Below are 17,351 nucleotides of genomic sequence, written 5' to 3' on the forward strand. Positions count from 1 at the left end.
AATTCAAACCGTCCGCCTGCTCAACACACTTCAGGCAGGCATCGAAATGCGAGTGGAGATTCGCGTATTCCGTTCCCACCATCACGAACTAAACCACCGCCACCGCCTCAACCTCGATCTTGAACCCATAGTGCAACTGCGGCACCGGCACGACCGCGCGCGCCGGCCTTGCCTCGCCGGCCCAGCCCGCATAGATCTGATTGAAGCTCGCCCAATGTTCGACATCGACGACATACACGCGCACCTGCACCAGTTGCGCGACGCTGCTGCCGACGCTTTCGAGCGCCGCCTTCACATTGGCCAGAACCTGTTCGGCCTGCGCGTCGAACGACGCATCGGCGAGCTTTTCGCCTTGCGCGTTGATCGGCAATTGCCCGGACACGAAGACGAAGCCATTCGCGACCGCGACATGACTGTAGTGGCCGCCGGGTTTCGCCAGCGCGGCCGGATTGTCGGTGTGGGGCAAACGTGAGGCGTGCGTGCTATCGGTCATCCACCACTCCAGAAGTGAAAATCTCGGAGCGATTCATCGCCGTGCTTCATTCAGCACGAACCCGCGCACGACGCAATACGCATCACGCGTCCGCCATCTCGAGCTTTTCGCGCGCATCCGCGCAACGACGATTCAGATCGCGATGCATCAATTGGCTATCGAGCAGAGCCGATACATCCGTCAAACCGTGATCAAAGCGCAACACGTATTCGATGTCGGTGTAATCGTAATAAGCGCCGCTGTCGGCCAGCCGTTGCGCTTCGGCGAAGGCGGCAAATTGCCGTTCGCCGTTCATCAGGTCTTTGATCGCCATGATTGCCGCTCCGAGGAACAGTGACTTCATCATAGCAATGCAAACCGCGACGCACGGTGGTGCGCGCGCAACACCAGGTGTTTTCCGGAGACGCGTCCGCTGAACTCACGCGTCGGCCGATGCCCACAGCCGCAATAGCACGATCGTCATCCAGTTTTCACGCCGTTTTCACAGCGCTCGCGCAGTGCTCACCCTCGATATCCGGACAACACGCTCACACAGCCGCAACCGGCGACTTCGTCCCGTGCCAACGCATCACGAGCATGCGTCCGACAAAGCACAGACAGCCCGCCACGCCGACCACGATACCCATGCCCTTCGGCGTGCCGTCCTGCCACAGTCCGACCGCGAGGCTCGACAGTGCGCCGAGCGCGAGCTGCACCGCGCCGAACACGGCCGCCGCGGCGCCCGCGTTGGCGGGATAGCGATGCATCAGATCGGTCGTGCAGTTGGCGGACAACACGCCCACCACGCTGACGACGAAGAACAGCCCGAACACTATCGACCATAGGCCGCCCCACCCCGTCAGCGACACGACGGACACGAACAGCGACGCGACGAAGCTCACGGTCGCCGCGAACGAGATGATCGGCACCGGCCCGAGCCGGCCGACGAGCCGCGTGTTCAGGTAATTGCCGAACATGATGCCGACGATGTTCAGCGCGAACAGGAAGCCGTAGTGCTGCGCGGACACGTGGAAATACTCGATGTATACGAACGGCGTCGCCGTGATGTACGCGAACATCGACGCGAACGCCATGCCGCCGCACAACATGTGTCCCCACGCGACCGGGTCGCGCAGCAGCGTGCCATACGCGCCGAACGACTTCAGCAGCGCCGACTGCGCGCGCATCTCGCGCGGCCACGTCTCCGGCACCTTCAGGAATGCGGTCACCGCGCACACGGAACCGAACAGCGTCAGCGCGACGAACACGGCGCGCCAGCCGCCCAGCAGCAGCAACTGTCCGCCGATCAGCGGCGCGAGCAGTGGACCGATCGCCGTGACGATCGCGATCATCGACAGGACGCGCGCCGCGTCGCCCGGCTCGTGCGCGTCGCGCGCGATCGCGCGAGCCAGCACCGACGCCGCGCCCGCGCCCAACGCCTGCACGAAGCGGAAACCAACCAGCGAGCCGATCGAGACCGACAGCGAGCAGGCGATGCTCGCGAGCGCATACATGATGATGCCGCCAAGCAGGATCGGCCGACGACCATACGTATCGGACAGCGGACCGTACAGCAGCATGCCGATCGAAAAGCCGAACATGAAGCTCGTGAGCGTCGATTGCGCGGCGCCCGTGCCGACCGCGAAGGCCTGCGCGATGGTCGGCAGGCTCGGCAGATACATGTCGATGGAAATTGGCCCGCACGCGGCCAGTGCGCCGAGCAACAGGATCAGCCGGCCATCGGGCCGGCGTCTGACGACGTGAGACATGGGAAATCCGGATGGAACGCCGCGCCGGCATCGGCAGCGGAACGGGTGAAGCGGGAACGGCCATCAGTTGACCGGCTCGATTGTACGCGACGGTTAATCCGCTGACGGCGCTCGTGGCCCGCTGCGTGGACGTTGCGCGACAGCGCCGCGCGGCGCAATCAGCCTCGATCGGTTAAGCTGCCGCCAGCATGCCCAACGCGCTTCCGTATGCGCAGCTTGACGGCCCGACATAAAAGCTCGACCTCGCGCAACGCCCTTCCCCTGATCCCGTTCCAACTCGCGATGACCGCCTTCCTGCTCATCTGGAGCCCCAAAAAATGGCCGTGGCCCGAGTTGCCCGACATCGCGAAACGCGTGGCGGCCGGCGACGCGGTGGCCGACGTGTGGGGCTGCGGCTTTGCGCGCGGCATCCTGCCCGGCGATCGCGTGTTCCTGCATCGCGTCGCGCAGGAGCCGAAGGGCATCTTCGGTTCGGGCTACGTGACGCGCGCGCCCTACGAAGTCCCCGACGCGTCGACCAAACGCGGCTACCGGCTGTGCATCGATTTCGTCTACGACTGGCTCGTCGATGCGCATCACGCGCCGGTCATCACGCGCGATCAGCTGCGTGTGCATCCGTTCTCGGTGCAGACGTGGGATGCGCAAAGCTCGGGCACGATCATCAAGCCGATCGCCGAAGGCGCGCTGGAGAAGCGCTGGGCCGAATTGACCGGCAGGCGCAAGCCGCCGACGATACCCGCACCGGGCAGCTAGGCGAAACACGCGCCGCCGCGACCGCCCGCCCGCACAGCCCGCCGGCGCCGACTCCGGTACAATTTCTCGATCGATCCCAGCATCGCGCGAAGTGTCCGCGGGAATCGTCCGAGGCCCTTTGCGCCGCTGCGCAACCCCTGCTCCCTATTCCAGCCATCGCCATGTCCAGAAACGAAACCCTCTTCGAACGCGCGCAACGCACGATCCCCGGCGGCGTGAATTCGCCGGTGCGCGCTTTCCGTTCCGTCGGCGGCACACCGCGTTTCATCGAGCGCGCGCAAGGCCCGTACTTCTGGGACGCGGACGGCCAGCGCTATACCGACTACATCGGCTCGTGGGGCCCCATGATCCTCGGCCACGTTCATCCCGAAGTGCTGGAAGCCGTGCAGCGCGCGCTCGTGAATGGCTTTTCGTTCGGCGCGCCGACCGAGTCGGAAGTCGAGATCGCCGAGGAAATCTGCAAGCTGGTGCCGTCGATCGAACAGGTGCGCATGGTGTCGAGCGGCACCGAGGCGACGATGAGCGCGCTGCGTCTCGCGCGCGGCTTCACGAACCGCAGCCGCATCGTCAAGTTCGAAGGCTGCTATCACGGCCACGCGGACAGCCTGCTCGTGAAGGCCGGCTCGGGCCTCCTGACCTTCGGCAATCCGACCTCGGCGGGCGTGCCGGTCGATATAGCGAAGCACACCACCGTGCTCGAATACAACAACGTCGCCGAGCTCGAAGAAGCGTTCAAGGCGTTCGGCAATGAGATCGCCTCGGTGATCGTCGAGCCGGTCGCTGGCAACATGAACCTCGTGCGCGCGACCCCTGAATTCCTGCAGGCGCTGCGGCGCCTGTGCACCGAGTACGGCGCGGTGCTGATTTTCGACGAAGTGATGTGCGGCTTCCGCGTCGCGCTCGGCGGCGCGCAGCAACTCTACGGCATCACGCCGGACCTCACCTGCCTCGGCAAGGTAATCGGCGGCGGCATGCCGGCGGCGGCGTTCGGCGGCCGGCGCGACATCATGGCTCACCTCGCGCCGCTCGGCGGCGTCTATCAGGCGGGCACGCTGTCGGGCAATCCGATCGCGGTCGCGGCCGGCCTGAAGACGCTGCAGCTGATCCAGGCGCCCGGCTTCTACGACACGCTCGCCGCGCGCACCACGCGTCTCGCGCAAGGGCTCGCGCGGGCGGCACGCGAAGCGGACGTGCCGTTCGCGGCCGATGCGCTCGGCGGCATGTTCGGCATCTACTTTCGCGAATCGATCCCGACGAGCTTCGCCGACGTCACGAAGAGCGATGTGCCGCGCTTCAACGCGTTCTTCCACAAGATGCTCGACGCGGGCGTGTACTTCGCGCCGTCCGCGTATGAGGCCGGCTTCGTGTCGAGCGCGCACGACGACGCGGTGATCGACGCGACGATCGACGCCGCGCGCGGCGCGTTCGCAGCGTTGAAAGGCTGAAGCCGGGCCCGAAGCAAAGGCCGCAACTCGCACGACCCAGACACCGCACCACAACGGACACCGATGTTCTCGCAAACCGATTTCGTCCACATGGAACGCGCGCTCGCGCTCGCGAAGCGCGGCATGTACACGGCCGACCCGAATCCGCGGGTCGGTTGCGTGCTCGTCAGAAACGGCGAGGTGATCGGCGAAGGCTTCACGCAGCCGGCCGGCCAGGATCACGCCGAAGTTCGCGCGCTGAAGGACGCGCGCTCGCGCGGCCACGACCTGCGCGGCGCGACCGCCTACGTGACGCTCGAACCGTGCAGCCATTTCGGCCGCACGCCGCCGTGCGCGAACGCGCTGATCGAAGCGCAGATCGGCCGCGTGATCGCGGCGATGGAAGATCCCAACCCGCAGGTCTCCGGCCGCGGTCTCGCGAGGCTGCGCGAAGCCGGTATCGAAGTGCGCTGCGGGCTGCTCGCGAACGAAGCGCGGGAGCTGAACATCGGCTTCGTGTCGCGCATGACGCGCGGCCGTCCGTGGGTGCGCATGAAAGTGGCGGCGTCGCTCGATGGCCGCACCGGCTTGCCGTCGGGTGAGAGCCAGTGGATCACGAGCGCGGCCGCGCGGGCCGACGGTCATGCGTGGCGTGCGCGCGCGTCCGCGATCCTGACCGGCATCGGCACTGTGCGCGAGGACAATCCGCGCATGACCGTGCGCGCGGTCGATACACCGCGCCAACCGCACCGCGTGCTGATCGACAGCCAGCTCGACGTGCCGCTCGACGCGCAGATCCTGGCCGGCGCGCCGACGCTGATCTTCTGCGGCGAGCTCGACGCGCGTCTCAAAGAACGCGCGAGCGCGCTGCGCGAGCGCGGCGCCGAGATCGTGCCGCTGCCGAACGCGTTCGGCAAGGTGGATCTCCCGCGCATGCTGAGCGTGCTCGGCGAGCGTCACGTCAACGAGCTGCACGTCGAAGCCGGCTACAAGCTGAACGGTTCGCTGCTGCGCGAAGGCTGCGTCGATGAACTGCTGGTCTATCTCGCGCCGAGCCTGCTCGGCGTGGACTCGATGAGCATGTTCAATCTGGACGCGCCCGACCAGCTCGAAGACCGCGTGAAGCTGAATTTCCACACGGTCGAGCGGATCGGCGACGATCTGCGGATCCTCGCGCGTTTCGCGCCGACAGCCTTACCCGGGACCGACACCGTGTCTCCCACCGTTTCGAAATGATCAAGGACTAGCACGATGTTTACAGGAATCGTCGCGGCCGTGGGCCGCATCGAATCAGTCAAGCCGCTCGGCACGGGCGGCGACGCGGGCGTGCGCCTGAACGTCGAGGCGGGCGGGCTCGACCTCGCCGATGTGCAGCTCGGCGACAGCATCACGATCCAGGGCGCCTGCATGACGGTGGTCGCGAAGACCGCTCATTCGTTCGAGGTCGACGTGTCGCGCGAGAGCCTGAACCGCACGGCCGGTCTCGGCGAAACCGGCGAGGTCAATCTCGAGAAAGCGCTGCGCGCGCATGACCGGCTCGGTGGACATATCGTGTCCGGACACGTCGACGGGCTCGGTATCGTCACGCGTTTCGCGCCAGTCGGCGAATCGCACGAGTTGCGCATTCTCGCGCCGCGCGACATCGGTCGTTATCTCGCGTACAAGGGATCGATTACGGTCAATGGCGTGAGCCTGACCGTGAACTCCGTCGTTGATCGCGACGACGGCTGCGAGTTTTCGATCAATCTGATTCCGCATACCGTGCAGGTGACGGCGCTCAAGCATCTGCACGACGGGGTAAAAGTGAATCTGGAGATCGATCTGATTGCGCGATATGTCGAACGGATGCTCAATGCGCCGCGCGATGGCGATCCATCCTCGACGTAACCTGGCCACTTGCCTCGAGACCGTTACGCGATACCAGGAGCGCATGCTCGGTGCGTATCGGCAAAGCGATCGATCTGCGCAGCAAGCCGGTTTGGGCGAGGCGAATCCGGGGCCGTGACCCAGCGCGCGTGCACGATCCGAAGCTGACATACCCAATGAAAGAGCCGCACCTGCTCCGTCGCTGGAATCCGCTGCGTGTGCACCTGACGAAAGCGTCGCTGATCCTTGCCTGCATCGTCGGTACGGGCGCAGCCAGTGCCACGATCACGTCGACACCGCACTTCGTGTCCGCGCGGAGCCTGGCCTGCACCTACGGATTGTCCAACGACGAACTGAAATCCGCCGGCGCTGCGGTCGCGCAGGCGCCGCGTCCCAATGCGATCGTGCGTGCATGGGTCGACGAACGTGGACAGATCAGCGACGCGGTCGTCGAAGTCTCGTCCGGCAATCCGGCGTTCGACAACCTCGCCCTTCAGGCATCGCGGCGTGCCCAGTGCAGCCCCTTCACGGGCATGGACAATCAGCCTGTGGCGGTCGAAACGAATTTCGTTTTCAATCTACCGCACGCGAGCGGCGATTCGGCTCGCTCCGGCGCAGGCGTGGCGGCAACCGCGAGCAACGCGGACTCCACACGACCGCCGTCTTCTCCCGCGGGCGCGACCGGTTCTTCGCTGTTGTCGACCGCCTTGCCGTTTCTACCCGGCCAACCGCTCGATGCCGCCGAACTGGCCAACCGCTTAGGCATCCCGGCCGGCTCGTCCAAAGCGAAGTTGATTGCGGACTGGGCGCAGAAACTGACAGCCGATCCGGACATTCAGCGCTACTACTTTTCGTCCGACAGCAATGCGGCTACGGCGGGTCCCGCTGTGCTCGCTCGCGCGCTAGGCGTGCTTGACGGCATGGCGCGTATCTCACAGCAGGACCGCGAACAGTTGATGAGCCTGACGACGCGCGCGCTGAACAACGCACCGCCCGATTGCGGCGGGCTCAAGAATCTGCAGCTGATCACGTCGCGCTATCTGTCGATGGATAAGGAGACCGACGCGGAACTGCAGGCGCACCTGCAGGCGATGTTCAACCTCGTCAAACAGTCGACGCAAACCACGCCGCTGCCGCAAGTCACGCCAGGACAACGGCTGCGCGGGCAACTGGCGCTGTCGGCGTCGCTCGCGGACGCGCTGAATCGCGACCCTTCCGAGGCCGATGATCTGGGGCTGTTGACGAGCGGCCGCCAAGGCGAGCTTTCGCCCGAGGCGTGGTGCAAGGCCATGCGCTTTTACCGCCAGGCGTTCGATAAAACGCCACAACCGGCGCGCGAATGGATCACGCTAGCGGAACTCGACAGCAGCAGACATTCGGCGGCGTCACTGATCTCGGCGCTGAAAAATTTCGCTTCGGCGGCGCCTCGACAACCGGCGTCGGCGCCGAAAGTATCCGACTACGCGGAGCTCGTCCGGCAACGCGTGCAGCCCAATATCGTCTGGAATGGCAAGACCGGGCATCGCGAAACCGTGGTCGAAGTGCACTGCACGTCGTCTGGCAGCCTCGAATCGGTAAAGATCGTTCGATCGAGTGGCGATCGGGCGTGGGACAAGGCCGCCATCGAGGCGGTCAAGCGCTCCGACCCGATGCCGCGCGATGAAAGCGGTGAGACACCACGGTCGTTCACGATCACGCTGAGGCCTGGCGTTTGAAGGGCGCTTCAGAAAGTTTCCGACCGCACCTGCGACTTCAGATCGAGCAAGCCTTCCTCATGCGTCGCCAACGACGCCTCGAGACGCCGCGCGCGCTTCGTCAGCTGAGCGATCGACGCGCGGCACCGCTGCGCGGCATGGCCGGACAGACTCAGCACGCACTCGCGAATCGCGTCGCTGAGCGCGGTGTGAAGGCGTCCGTAATCGACGCCCGCAACTTCGCGCACCGGTCCATTTGCGGCCGCACGCTCGACGACGATATCGTCGAAACCCACATCATCAGCGAGTTCGATGGTTGCGACCGAAGCGTCGGGCTCGATCAGATAATCGCCCAACAGCCTGTCTGCCTCGCGACGATACAGCTCGAAGATCGACTGCGACAGCGCGTTGCACAGCCCGATCACGTCATGCCGGGCGACGTGGAGCTGGTCAGCCACAACACACCATCGGCGCTATCGGTGAAGCGCCGCGTCAACGCGGCGTTGTCCGGCGTCACAACTCCTCGACGCTTCAGGAATTCGGCCGGCAGGATCACCGGCCGTTGGCAACGAAAGACGGCGGCCGTGTCGCCACGGCGCCGCCTCGTGCGATTACGCTTCGGCCGAAGCGCGCAGACGATGGACGAGCTGGTTGTCCTTACCCTGGACCAGCGGCGTGATCGTGAAGTTGAACTCGATCTCCTTGTACGTATCGGCCTTCAGGCCCAGCGCCGCGCCACCGCTTTTCTCGACGACCGGCGGAATCAGCTCTTCGCGCGTTGCATACGCGAAGTCGTCCCAGATCAGCGGATCGCCTTCGATGTTGAACTGCGTGGTCAGCTTGCGATGGCCATCGCTGCTGACGAAGAAGTGCACGTGCGCCGGACGGTTGCCGTGACGGCCCAGCACGTTCAGCAGCTGCTGCGTCGAGCCGTGTGGCGGGCAGCCGTAGCCTACCGGCATCAGCGTGCGGACCTCGTACTTGCCGTCGGCGCCGGTCTTAACCGCGCCGCGCAGGTTGAAGTCGCTCTGCGCGCCGGTCGGATCGAAGTGCGAGTAGAAGCCCTTCGAGTTCGCGTGCCAGCACTCGACAACCGCGCCGGCGACCGGCTTGCCGTCCAGATCCTTGACCGTGCCGCGAATCACGAGCGGGCCCGCGTCTTCGTCCGGGTTGATGTCGATCTTCGAGACGCCCTCGCGCAACGTCGCGCCGGCGACGTACAGCGGGCCTTCGATCGTACGCGGCGTGCCGCCTTCGAGACCGATCTTCTTGTCCTCGGCGTCCATGCGGATGTCGAGATACTTCTCGAGACCGAGGCCGGCCGCGAGCAGCGCCGCTTCGCCGTCCTGACCGAGCTTGTTCAGATAGTTGACGCCGGCCCAGACTTCGTCGGGCGTGATGTCGAGGTCATCGATTGCCTTGAACAGGTCGCCCAGCAGACGGAAAACGATCTGCTGGAAACGCGCGTTGCCATTCCCGGCATCGACGTTGGAAGCGGCTTTCAGCAGATCCTGCACTTCTTTGGTTTCAAATACTTTGACGCTCACGATGACTGTCTCCAGTTGGTATAGGGGGAAAAGATGGCTTTGGATGCGCTCGCCGTCAAAAGCGCCTGGCCCCTGGGCTCAGATGTCGCCGTCCCGAATCGACGACGGGTGACGACACAGAGGCGTCACCGAAATCTTCATGTACGGGAACAGAGGCAAGCCGGACAGAATGTCGTGAAGTTCGGCATTGCTCTCTACATCGAAGATGCTGTAATTCGCGTACTCGCCAACGAGGCGCCAGATATGACGCCACTTGCCGCTACGCTGGAACTCCTGCGAGTAAGCCTTCTCGCGGGTCTTGATTTCGTTCGCCACTTCGGCCGGCATGTCGACCGGCAGATGCACGTCCATTCGCACATGGAAAAGCATCGTTGAATCCTCCTGATCTAAATCCGTTTAGCGGGTGACCTTCATCAGCCCGTCTCGCGTGAATCGCTTGACCTTCGCCTCGTCGAGTTCGATGCCGAGACCCGGGCCGTTCGGCACGGTCAGTTCGAAGTCGCTGTAGTCGAGCGGCGTGGTCAGAATGTCTTCGGTGATCAGCAGCGGCCCGAACAGCTCGGTGCCCCATTGCAGATTCGCGAAGCTCGCGAACAGATGCGCCGACGCCACCGTGCTGAACGCACCTTCGAGCATCGTGCCGCCGTACAACTCGATGCCGGCGGCATCGGCGATCGCGGCCACGCGCTGCGCGGCGAACAGGCCCCCGCTCTGTTCGATCTTGATCGCGAACACATCGGCGCCGCCGTTCTTCGCGATCTCGAACGCGCTGTCCGGGCCTTGCAGGACTTCGTCGGCCATCAGCGCGACCGGGAAGCGGCGCATCAGTCGCGCGAGCGCCGCGGCGGACGCGACCGGCTGCTCGACCAGATCGCAGCCCGCGTCGGCCAGCGCCGGAATCGCCCAGGCGGCCTGGGTCTCGCTCCACGCCATGTTCACGTCGACGCGCACCGCGGCGCGCTCGCCGACCGCTTTCTTGATCTCGGCGACGTGCTTGATGTCGGTCTTCAGTTCCTTCGCGCCGATCTTCAGCTTGAAGACCTTGTGGCGGCGCACGTCGAGCATGTGCTCGGCTTCGGCGATGTCCTTCGCGGTATCGCCCGACGCGAGCGTCCACGCAACCGGCAGGCGCTCACGGCGACGGCCGCCGAGCAGTTCGCTCACCGGCACGCCGAGACGTTTGCCTTGCGCGTCGAGCAGCGCGGTTTCGAGCGCGCTCTTCGAGAAATGATTGACCTTGACCAGCTTGCCGAGGTGCGCCATCAGCGACTGGATCTGCGTCGCGTCCTTGCCGATCATCGCCGGGGCGAAGTAGGCGTCGATCGCGAGCTTCATTGCTTCGGGGCTTTCCGGGCCATAGGCCATGCCGGCGATCGTGGTGCCTTCGCCAATCCCGACGATGCCGTCGCTGCAGTACACCTTGACCAGCATCAGCGTCTGCCCGTACATCGTGGCGACCGACAGCTTGTGAGGACGGATCGTCGGCAGATCGACGAGGCGGGTTTCGATACGTTCGATGGTCGCTTGGGTCATGGCGGCTGCGGCGGGAAATGAGTTCATTGGATGTTTTTATACCCTTCGCCCGTTTGGCCCGTCCAATACTTTTCCTGTCCTTTTTCATACCTGCAGGGTATGGTGAGGTCAGCAAGCCCGGCCTTTCTATGGATTTTGCATTGCACCATGCAGGTGGGGCATCGAAAAAGAGGCCGTTTTTGCGCCTGAAACATGACTTGGGTCAATGTTCGATGCATGGAGAGCATGTTGTGTAACCAGCCGGATCGCGCAGTGAGTACTCCATCGTTCCGGACTGCGGCTCATGCGCGTGGGCAACACTCCCGCTACAACTCGCCGCGCGCGGCCAGCGCGGCGATGCGCTCGGCGGTGCGACACGCGATCGCCTGAATCGTCAGCGACGGATTCACGCCGCCCACGGTCGGAAACACCGAGCCGTCGCACACCCACAGGTTGCGGATGTCCCAACTGCGGCAGTCCGCGTCGACGACGCTCGTCGACGGATCGTCACCCATGCGCGCGGTGCCGTTCAGGTGGCAGGTGTCGTCGGTCTCGCGCCAGATCTCCTTGCCGCCGGCGGCCGCGAGCGCCTGCTCCATGAAGTCGAGCGAATGCGCGATGAGCCGCTTGTCGTTGTCGCACCATGAATAGGTGACGCGCGCGACCGGCAGCCCGTACTGGTCCTTCTCGTCGGCAAGCGTCACGCGGTTGCGCTGCTGCGGCAGCATCTCGCCGACGATCTTCAGCCCCGCCTGGTGGTTGTACTTGAGCATCTCCGCGCCGAGCGCGTCGCCCCACAAGCCGCGGCTGTTCTGCACCGCGACCCATCCGTTCGGCAGCGGACCCTGGCTCATGTAGCAGTAGCCGCCGAAAAAATCTTTGCCCTTGTCTTCGTAGTTCCAGTGCTCGGTGAGCGCGAGCGACGGCGGCCCCTTGTACCAGCGGATGTCTTCATCGAAGGTGCCGTAGACGGCCTGATTCGACTGCGCCATCAGGTTTTTGCCCAGGAGTCCCGAACTGTTCGCGAGTCCGTCGGGAAAGCGGCTGTTGGCCGACATCAGCAACAGGCGCGGCGTTTCGATTGCGTAGCCGGCCACCACCACGTGCTTCGCGCGCTGGAATCGCCAGTGTCCTTCGCGCAGATATTCGACGCCGGTGGCGAGCCCCGCGTCGTTGGTGACGACGCGGCCGACCATCGCCAGATCGCGCACCTCGGCGCCGGCTCGCAGCGCACGCGGGATCCACGTGACAAGCGCGCTTTGCTTCGCGTTGGTCGCGCAGCCGGACACGCAAAAGCCGCGGTACACGCACGGATGCGCGCGGCCACGCGGCGCGGAGAGGGTCGCGAGCGGCGTCGGGCTCCAGCCGATGCCGAGCGCCTCGGCGCCGCGCGCGAGCACCAGCGCCGCCGCGTTCAGCTCATGCGCGCGATACGGATAGCGCGGCCGCTTCGGCCCCCACGGATAGTTCACCGGTCCGGAGATTTTCAGCGCGTCCTCGACCTCGCCGTAGTAGTGCCACATCTCGCGCCAGTCGAGCGGCCAGTCGGCGCCATAGCCGAGCACGCTGCGCGACTTGAACCACTCGGGCCGAAAGCGCAGCGACACCATCGCGAAATGGACCGTGCTGCCGCCCACCGCCTTGCCGCTGTTGTTGTTGCCGAGCTTCAGCGGATTGTCGCCGTCGCAGATGCGCTCGTCGGTCCAGAACAGTTTTTCCTGATGCGCTTCGTCAGACGCGAACTCTTCGAGCGGACGCCACCACGCGCCGGCATCGAACGCGACGACCTTGAAGCCTTTTTCCGCGAGCCGGCACGCAAGCGTGCCACCGCCGGCGCCGGTGCCGACGATCGCGAAATCGACCTCCTCGCCGTCTGGGTACGTGCGCATCGGCACCCAGCCGCCGCGCTGGAACACGTCGGGTGCGCGGCCGTCCTTGCCGCGTGGCCGTTGCTGCGCGTCATCGGACACGGCGGTTCTCCTTCGCGGCCTGCTCATGGGTGTCGGGCGTCGCTTCGACCGCCTCCCACGGATCGCGCCGGTTCAGGTACATGCGCACATAGCCGCGCGGATTCGCCGGGCCGCCGAAGCCGATCTCGCTCCACGCGTGCGGGTGCGAGTAGTAGAGCCCGCAGATGTCGTGCAGCACGCGCTCGCCGAAGAACAGCTTCGACGGCATGCCGCGCCACGCGGGGTTCGTCAGTTCGCCGCGCTGCATCTCGCCGAGCAGCGCGATCTGCGTGTCCTCCGCGAGGCTCGCGAACGGCAGGCCGCCGCGCTCGCGGCACTCGGCATCGAGCGCGGCGAGGCCGATGCGCCAGGCGTCGCGCATCGGCGGCAAACGGGCGTCGCGGTAGCCGTCGTTGCCATTGCCGGCGAGCCGCGCGTCGAGCAGCGCGGCGAGCGGCACCACCGGTTGCGCATTCGCTTGCGGCACGATGCGGGCGCACAGCGACGTGACCGCGAGCCATTCGACCGCGTTGAAAAAGCGCGGCTCGAGCGGTGTCGCGAGGCGTTCGGCGATCACCGCGCGGGTGTGCGCGTCCCACGACGGCGTCGTGCGTTTGTCGAGCACGTCGTAGCCGGGATAGCGGGTGGCTCGGGTCGAGCGTGGTCGGTTGGTCATTTTTCAGTCTCCCGCAGACGCAGTGCGGCGAGCCCGGCGAGCCCCAGCGCGGAAAAGCTCGGCGGCGCGGGCAGCGGCGGCCCGTCGAACAGATTCTGGCTCCAGTTGCGCCAGCCGCCCTGACGACGCGCGAACCCGCGCGCGTGAAAGCCCGCGCCGACAAAGCCGAGCACGGTCGTGATGCGTAACCAGAGCCGCGTGTACCAGCGCTCGCGCGGAGCGGACAGCGCGGCATGCGCGAGCAGCGCGGCGGTGATGGGCGGAATGCTGACCGGCGCGTACATCGCGCGATGCTGAAACGCGCCACGAAAATGCAGCAGCGCGGCCTCCCCCACCGTGCCGACGAGACCCGCCGCGACCAGCAGACCGAGCGCCTGACCGGCCGGCATGCCGAGCAGTTGCGGGTCGTCTGCGGGCACGTCGCGCAAGCGTTCGGCGACGGCACCGAGCGCGCCTGACAGCAGCAACGCGCTCGGCGCGCCGAGCGGTGCCGCGTGAAACAGGTTGTTCCAGCTCCAGCCGCCCGGCCGCTTCATCACGTTGTAGAAATGGAAGCCCGTGCCGGCGATGCCCGTCGCCGCCGCGGTCAGATAGATCGCATGGCGCGCGCGATGCGTCTGGCCGCGACGATCCGCGCCACCATGCAGGCCCGCGGCGAGCGACAGACTCGCGCTGACGAGTGGCGTGAACATCGCGGGGTTGTCGAACGAGCCGCGGTAGTGCTCCATCGCGCTGTCGGCGAGCACCGACAGCGCGAGCAGCGCGGAGCTGTGGTTGAAGGTGCGGGCCGCTTCGACGTGTGCCTCCACCTCGGCGATGGGTTCGCTCGCGTGCACGCGCGCCGGCGCGCGCTGATGGCTGCGGGCGGCACACGTCGGGAACGTCACGGATGCCCGACGCTCGTGGTGTTGCGGGCCGCTCTCACGCCGTTCGCGATGCGACTCAGGTCTTCCCGCGCCGCGCGCGGCCAACGCCGCGACGGCCGTCACCGCCGCCGCCGTGTACAGCAATCCGGGTACGCGTGAAGAGCCCATCTATATCGCTTCCTTGTCGTGGCCTGCTTTATTTGATGAGGTAGCGCTCGGCGTCACCATGCTTGAACTCGAGCCCGCAACCGGGCCGCGACAGGTCCGGCTCCATCTGGCCGTCGCGCAAACGCGGCGCACCGTCGAACAGCATGGCTTCGATCCGGGCGTGGTCATGGAACCACTCCTGATGGCGCAAGCGCGGCGCCGCGCACGCGACGTGCAGATGCAGCGCCGGTGCGCAATGCGCGGACAGCGGCACGTGATACGCGTCGCACAGCGCGGCGGCCTGCAGAAAGCCGGTGATGCCGCCGCAACGGCTCGCGTCGGCCTGCAGCACGTCGACGGCCCCCGCCGCGAGCAGGTGGCGGAAGTCGTCGAGCGTGTAGCCGTATTCGCCGACGGCGATCTCCATGCCGGCCGGCACGCGCTCGCGTACGCCGCGCAGGCCCGCTTCGTCGTCCGAAGACACGGGCTCCTCGAGCCAGCTCACCTGGTGCTCGGCGAAACGTTGCGCGTAGTACAGCGCCCGTTGCGGCGTGAACGCGCCGTTCGCGTCGACGAACAGGCCCGCGCCGCCGATCGCCGCGCGCGCCGCCGCGACGCGCGCCGGGTCCTTGTCCGGCTCGCTGCCGATTTTCATCTTTACCCACCGGCAGCCGTCCTGCGCGACCCAGCCGGCGAACTGCTGCTGCAAGCGCTGGTTCGTATACGTGGTGAAGCCGCCGCTGCCGTAAGCCGGCACGGCCGGGCGCAACGCGCCGAGCAGCCCGACGAGCGGCACGCCGAGCAGCTTCGCCTTCAGGTCCCACAGCGCGCAGTCGATTGCCGAAATGGCTGTCGCGGCCAGTCCCGCGCGGCCGAGATTGCGCACCTGGCGTTGCAACCGTTGCCAATGCGCGCCGACGTCCAATCCGTCGTGATTCAGCACGCAGGCGGCGAGCGCGCCCTGGATCAGCGCGACGATGCAGGCATCGCTGTACGTGTAGCCGCTGCCGGTGTGGCCGCCCGCGTCGACCTCGACGACGACCAGCGTGGTCGCGTCCCACGCGAACGTGCCGTCGGCCTCCGGCGCGTCGGTCGGAATGCGGTACGCGCTCGCGCGCAGCGCGCTCACGGGCGCTTGCGACGAGCCCCCGCTCGTGGCGCCGCGCTTCATCGACGCGCTCCTTGCGCGCGCGCGTGACGCCCTTCATTGATGCAACAGCCGACGGTCCCCGACATTCCGGTCTCCAGGTGGTAGTGAGACGAAGCTGCCTGCTGCGTCGCAAGTACCGTTCCGCACTATTGCAATCCGTAAAGCGGGCCGCGCTGGAGCACACTTCGCGTTGCCGCCAACGCCACTCGCGCGCGCGCCCACCGTTTCGACGAGCATGGCAACCCCGCCCGGCTCGTCACAGTCGGCCAAACGGCCTATGTCGTCTGGCGGAGGCGACTTGGGCTCGCGCGTGGCGTAAAATACGCGCTTTCCCGAAAAACTCGCCAACATGACGCTCGCCTCCACCCAAGAGATCATTGCCGAACTGAAAGCCGGCCGGATGGTGATCCTCGTCGACGAAGAAGACCGCGAGAACGAGGGCGACCTCGTGATCGCCGCCGAGTTTGTCACTCCGGAAGCGATCAATTTCATGGCTCGCTACGGCCGCGGCCTGATCTGCCTGACGCTGACCCAGGATCGCTGCCAGCAGCTGAACCTGCCGCTGATGACCTACCGCAACGGCACGCAGTACGGCACCGCGTTCACGGTCAGCATCGAAGCGGCCGAAGGCGTGACGACCGGCATCTCGGCGGCCGACCGGGCCCGCACGATCGCGGCCGCGGTCGCGCCGGACGCCAAGGCCGAGCACATCGTGCAGCCGGGCCATATCTTCCCGATCATGGCGCAGCCGGGCGGCGTGCTGGTGCGCGCCGGCCATACCGAGGCCGGCTGCGACTTCACGAGGCTCGCGGGCCTCACGCCTGCCGCGGTGATCTGCGAAGTGATCAAGGACGACGGCACGATGGCGCGTCTGCCGGACCTGCTCGAGTTCGGCAAGGAGCACGGCCTGAAGACCGGCACGATCGCCGATCTGATTCACTATCGCAGCCGCACCGAGTCGATCGTCGAGCGTGTTTGCGAACGTACGATGCAAACCGCGCACGGCGCGTTCCGCGCGGTCATGTATCTCGATCAGCCGAGCGGCCAGCCGCACATCGCGCTGGTGCGCGGCACGCCGATGCCCGATCGCGACACGCCGGTGCGCGTGCACGAGCCGCTGTCGGTGCTGGATCTGCTCGAAGTCGGCGAATCCACCCATTCGTGGACGCTGGACGCGGCCATCCAGGAAATCGCAGAACGCGATCTCGGCGTGGTCGTACTGCTGAACTGCGGCGACTCGAAAGACCATCTGATCGACGTCTTCAAGGCGTTCGACTCGAAGGAAAAAGCGGACGCGCTGAAGCGCCGGCCGGTCGACTTCAAGACCTACGGCATCGGCGCGCAGATTCTGCGCGAACTCGGCGTCGGCAAGATGCAGGTGCTGTCGAACCCACGCAAGCTCGGCAGCATGTCGGGTTATGGTCTCGAAGTCACGGGCTTCATTCCGATGCCCGGCAGCAAAACGCAAGCCCCGCAACTCTGATCCGGCCACTCACGCGCCTCGCGCCCACTCAAACACTACGGAA

The 17,351-nt window shown here is 66.1% G+C and carries 17 protein-coding genes; 6 read left to right on the forward strand and 11 right to left on the reverse strand.

Annotated features, from left to right (window positions below; all coding sequences use genetic code 11):
• Positions 1-88 precede the first annotated feature (88 nt).
• The 3 genes from OKW29_RS31135 to OKW29_RS31145 all read right to left on the reverse strand — a co-directional run bounded on the left by OKW29_RS31135 (position 89) and on the right by OKW29_RS31145 (position 2,241).
• Positions 89-493, reverse strand: a complete 405-nt coding sequence (locus tag OKW29_RS31135; protein ID WP_090801464.1) for a RidA family protein — start codon at positions 491-493, stop codon at positions 89-91.
• 82 nt (positions 494-575) lie between these two features.
• Positions 576-806: a hypothetical protein gene (locus tag OKW29_RS31140; protein ID WP_090805429.1), complete on the reverse strand. Its 231-nt coding sequence runs from the start codon at positions 804-806 to the stop codon at positions 576-578.
• 214 nt (positions 807-1,020) lie between these two features.
• A complete protein-coding gene (locus tag OKW29_RS31145; RefSeq protein ID WP_090801465.1) occupies positions 1,021-2,241 on the reverse strand; it encodes a Bcr/CflA family multidrug efflux MFS transporter in 1,221 nt (406 codons plus the stop codon).
• 282 nt (positions 2,242-2,523) lie between these two features.
• Between OKW29_RS31145 and OKW29_RS31150 the strand changes: the two genes are divergently transcribed.
• The 5 genes from OKW29_RS31150 to OKW29_RS31170 all read left to right on the forward strand — a co-directional run bounded on the left by OKW29_RS31150 (position 2,524) and on the right by OKW29_RS31170 (position 7,999).
• Positions 2,524-2,994, forward strand: a complete 471-nt coding sequence (locus tag OKW29_RS31150) for a hypothetical protein (protein WP_090801467.1) — start codon at positions 2,524-2,526, stop codon at positions 2,992-2,994.
• A gap of 161 nt (positions 2,995-3,155) precedes the next feature.
• On the forward strand, positions 3,156-4,439 hold the full coding sequence (gene hemL / locus OKW29_RS31155) for a glutamate-1-semialdehyde 2,1-aminomutase (protein WP_184058077.1): 1,284 nt from the start codon (positions 3,156-3,158) through the stop codon (positions 4,437-4,439).
• A gap of 63 nt (positions 4,440-4,502) precedes the next feature.
• Positions 4,503-5,654 (forward strand): bifunctional diaminohydroxyphosphoribosylaminopyrimidine deaminase/5-amino-6-(5-phosphoribosylamino)uracil reductase RibD, encoded by a 1,152-nt coding sequence (ribD, locus tag OKW29_RS31160; RefSeq protein WP_429293750.1) that lies wholly within the window; start codon positions 4,503-4,505, stop codon positions 5,652-5,654.
• A 15-nt stretch (positions 5,655-5,669) separates the two neighbouring features.
• On the forward strand, positions 5,670-6,305 hold the full coding sequence (locus OKW29_RS31165) for a riboflavin synthase (protein WP_184058078.1): 636 nt from the start codon (positions 5,670-5,672) through the stop codon (positions 6,303-6,305).
• A 50-nt stretch (positions 6,306-6,355) separates the two neighbouring features.
• Positions 6,356-7,999, forward strand: a complete 1,644-nt coding sequence (locus OKW29_RS31170; RefSeq protein WP_429293751.1) for a TonB family protein — start codon at positions 6,356-6,358, stop codon at positions 7,997-7,999.
• A gap of 8 nt (positions 8,000-8,007) precedes the next feature.
• Here OKW29_RS31170 and OKW29_RS31175 read toward each other — a convergent pair whose 3' ends face one another.
• The 8 genes from OKW29_RS31175 to OKW29_RS31210 form a co-directional block, all read right to left on the reverse strand.
• A complete protein-coding gene (locus OKW29_RS31175; RefSeq protein ID WP_429293752.1) occupies positions 8,008-8,436 on the reverse strand; it encodes a hypothetical protein in 429 nt (142 codons plus the stop codon).
• Between the two features lie 153 nt (positions 8,437-8,589).
• Positions 8,590-9,525 carry a catechol 1,2-dioxygenase gene (catA, locus tag OKW29_RS31180; RefSeq protein WP_429293753.1) on the reverse strand — a complete coding sequence of 312 codons (936 nt, stop codon included), beginning with the start codon at positions 9,523-9,525 and terminating at the stop codon, positions 8,590-8,592.
• 78 nt (positions 9,526-9,603) lie between these two features.
• Positions 9,604-9,894, reverse strand: a complete 291-nt coding sequence (gene catC, locus OKW29_RS31185) for a muconolactone Delta-isomerase (RefSeq protein WP_429293754.1) — start codon at positions 9,892-9,894, stop codon at positions 9,604-9,606.
• A gap of 27 nt (positions 9,895-9,921) precedes the next feature.
• Positions 9,922-11,058: a muconate/chloromuconate family cycloisomerase gene (locus OKW29_RS31190; protein WP_429293755.1), complete on the reverse strand. Its 1,137-nt coding sequence runs from the start codon at positions 11,056-11,058 to the stop codon at positions 9,922-9,924.
• Between the two features lie 305 nt (positions 11,059-11,363).
• Positions 11,364-13,007, reverse strand: coding sequence for a GMC family oxidoreductase (locus OKW29_RS31195; RefSeq protein WP_429293756.1), 1,644 nt, complete (start codon positions 13,005-13,007; stop codon positions 11,364-11,366).
• On the reverse strand, positions 12,997-13,662 hold the full coding sequence (locus OKW29_RS31200) for a gluconate 2-dehydrogenase subunit 3 family protein (protein ID WP_184053248.1): 666 nt from the start codon (positions 13,660-13,662) through the stop codon (positions 12,997-12,999). Before OKW29_RS31200 ends, OKW29_RS31195 begins: the two co-directional genes overlap by 11 nt.
• The gene (locus tag OKW29_RS31205; RefSeq protein ID WP_429293757.1) at positions 13,659-14,696 is read right to left on the reverse strand and encodes a hypothetical protein; all 1,038 of its coding nucleotides are present in this window, start codon (positions 14,694-14,696) and stop codon (positions 13,659-13,661) included. Before OKW29_RS31205 ends, OKW29_RS31200 begins: the two co-directional genes overlap by 4 nt.
• 28 nt (positions 14,697-14,724) lie before the next feature.
• On the reverse strand, positions 14,725-15,846 hold the full coding sequence (locus tag OKW29_RS31210; protein WP_429293758.1) for an enolase C-terminal domain-like protein: 1,122 nt from the start codon (positions 15,844-15,846) through the stop codon (positions 14,725-14,727).
• A gap of 328 nt (positions 15,847-16,174) precedes the next feature.
• On the opposite strand from OKW29_RS31210, the gene ribBA reads away from it, so the two are divergent.
• A complete protein-coding gene (ribBA, locus tag OKW29_RS31215; protein WP_184023248.1) occupies positions 16,175-17,308 on the forward strand; it encodes a bifunctional 3,4-dihydroxy-2-butanone-4-phosphate synthase/GTP cyclohydrolase II in 1,134 nt (377 codons plus the stop codon).
• The last annotated feature ends 43 nt before the right edge of the window (positions 17,309-17,351 follow it).

It is taken from the genome of Paraburkholderia sp. CI3, from assembly GCF_050436505.1.
Lineage (GTDB): Bacteria > Pseudomonadota > Gammaproteobacteria > Burkholderiales > Burkholderiaceae > Paraburkholderia > Paraburkholderia tuberum.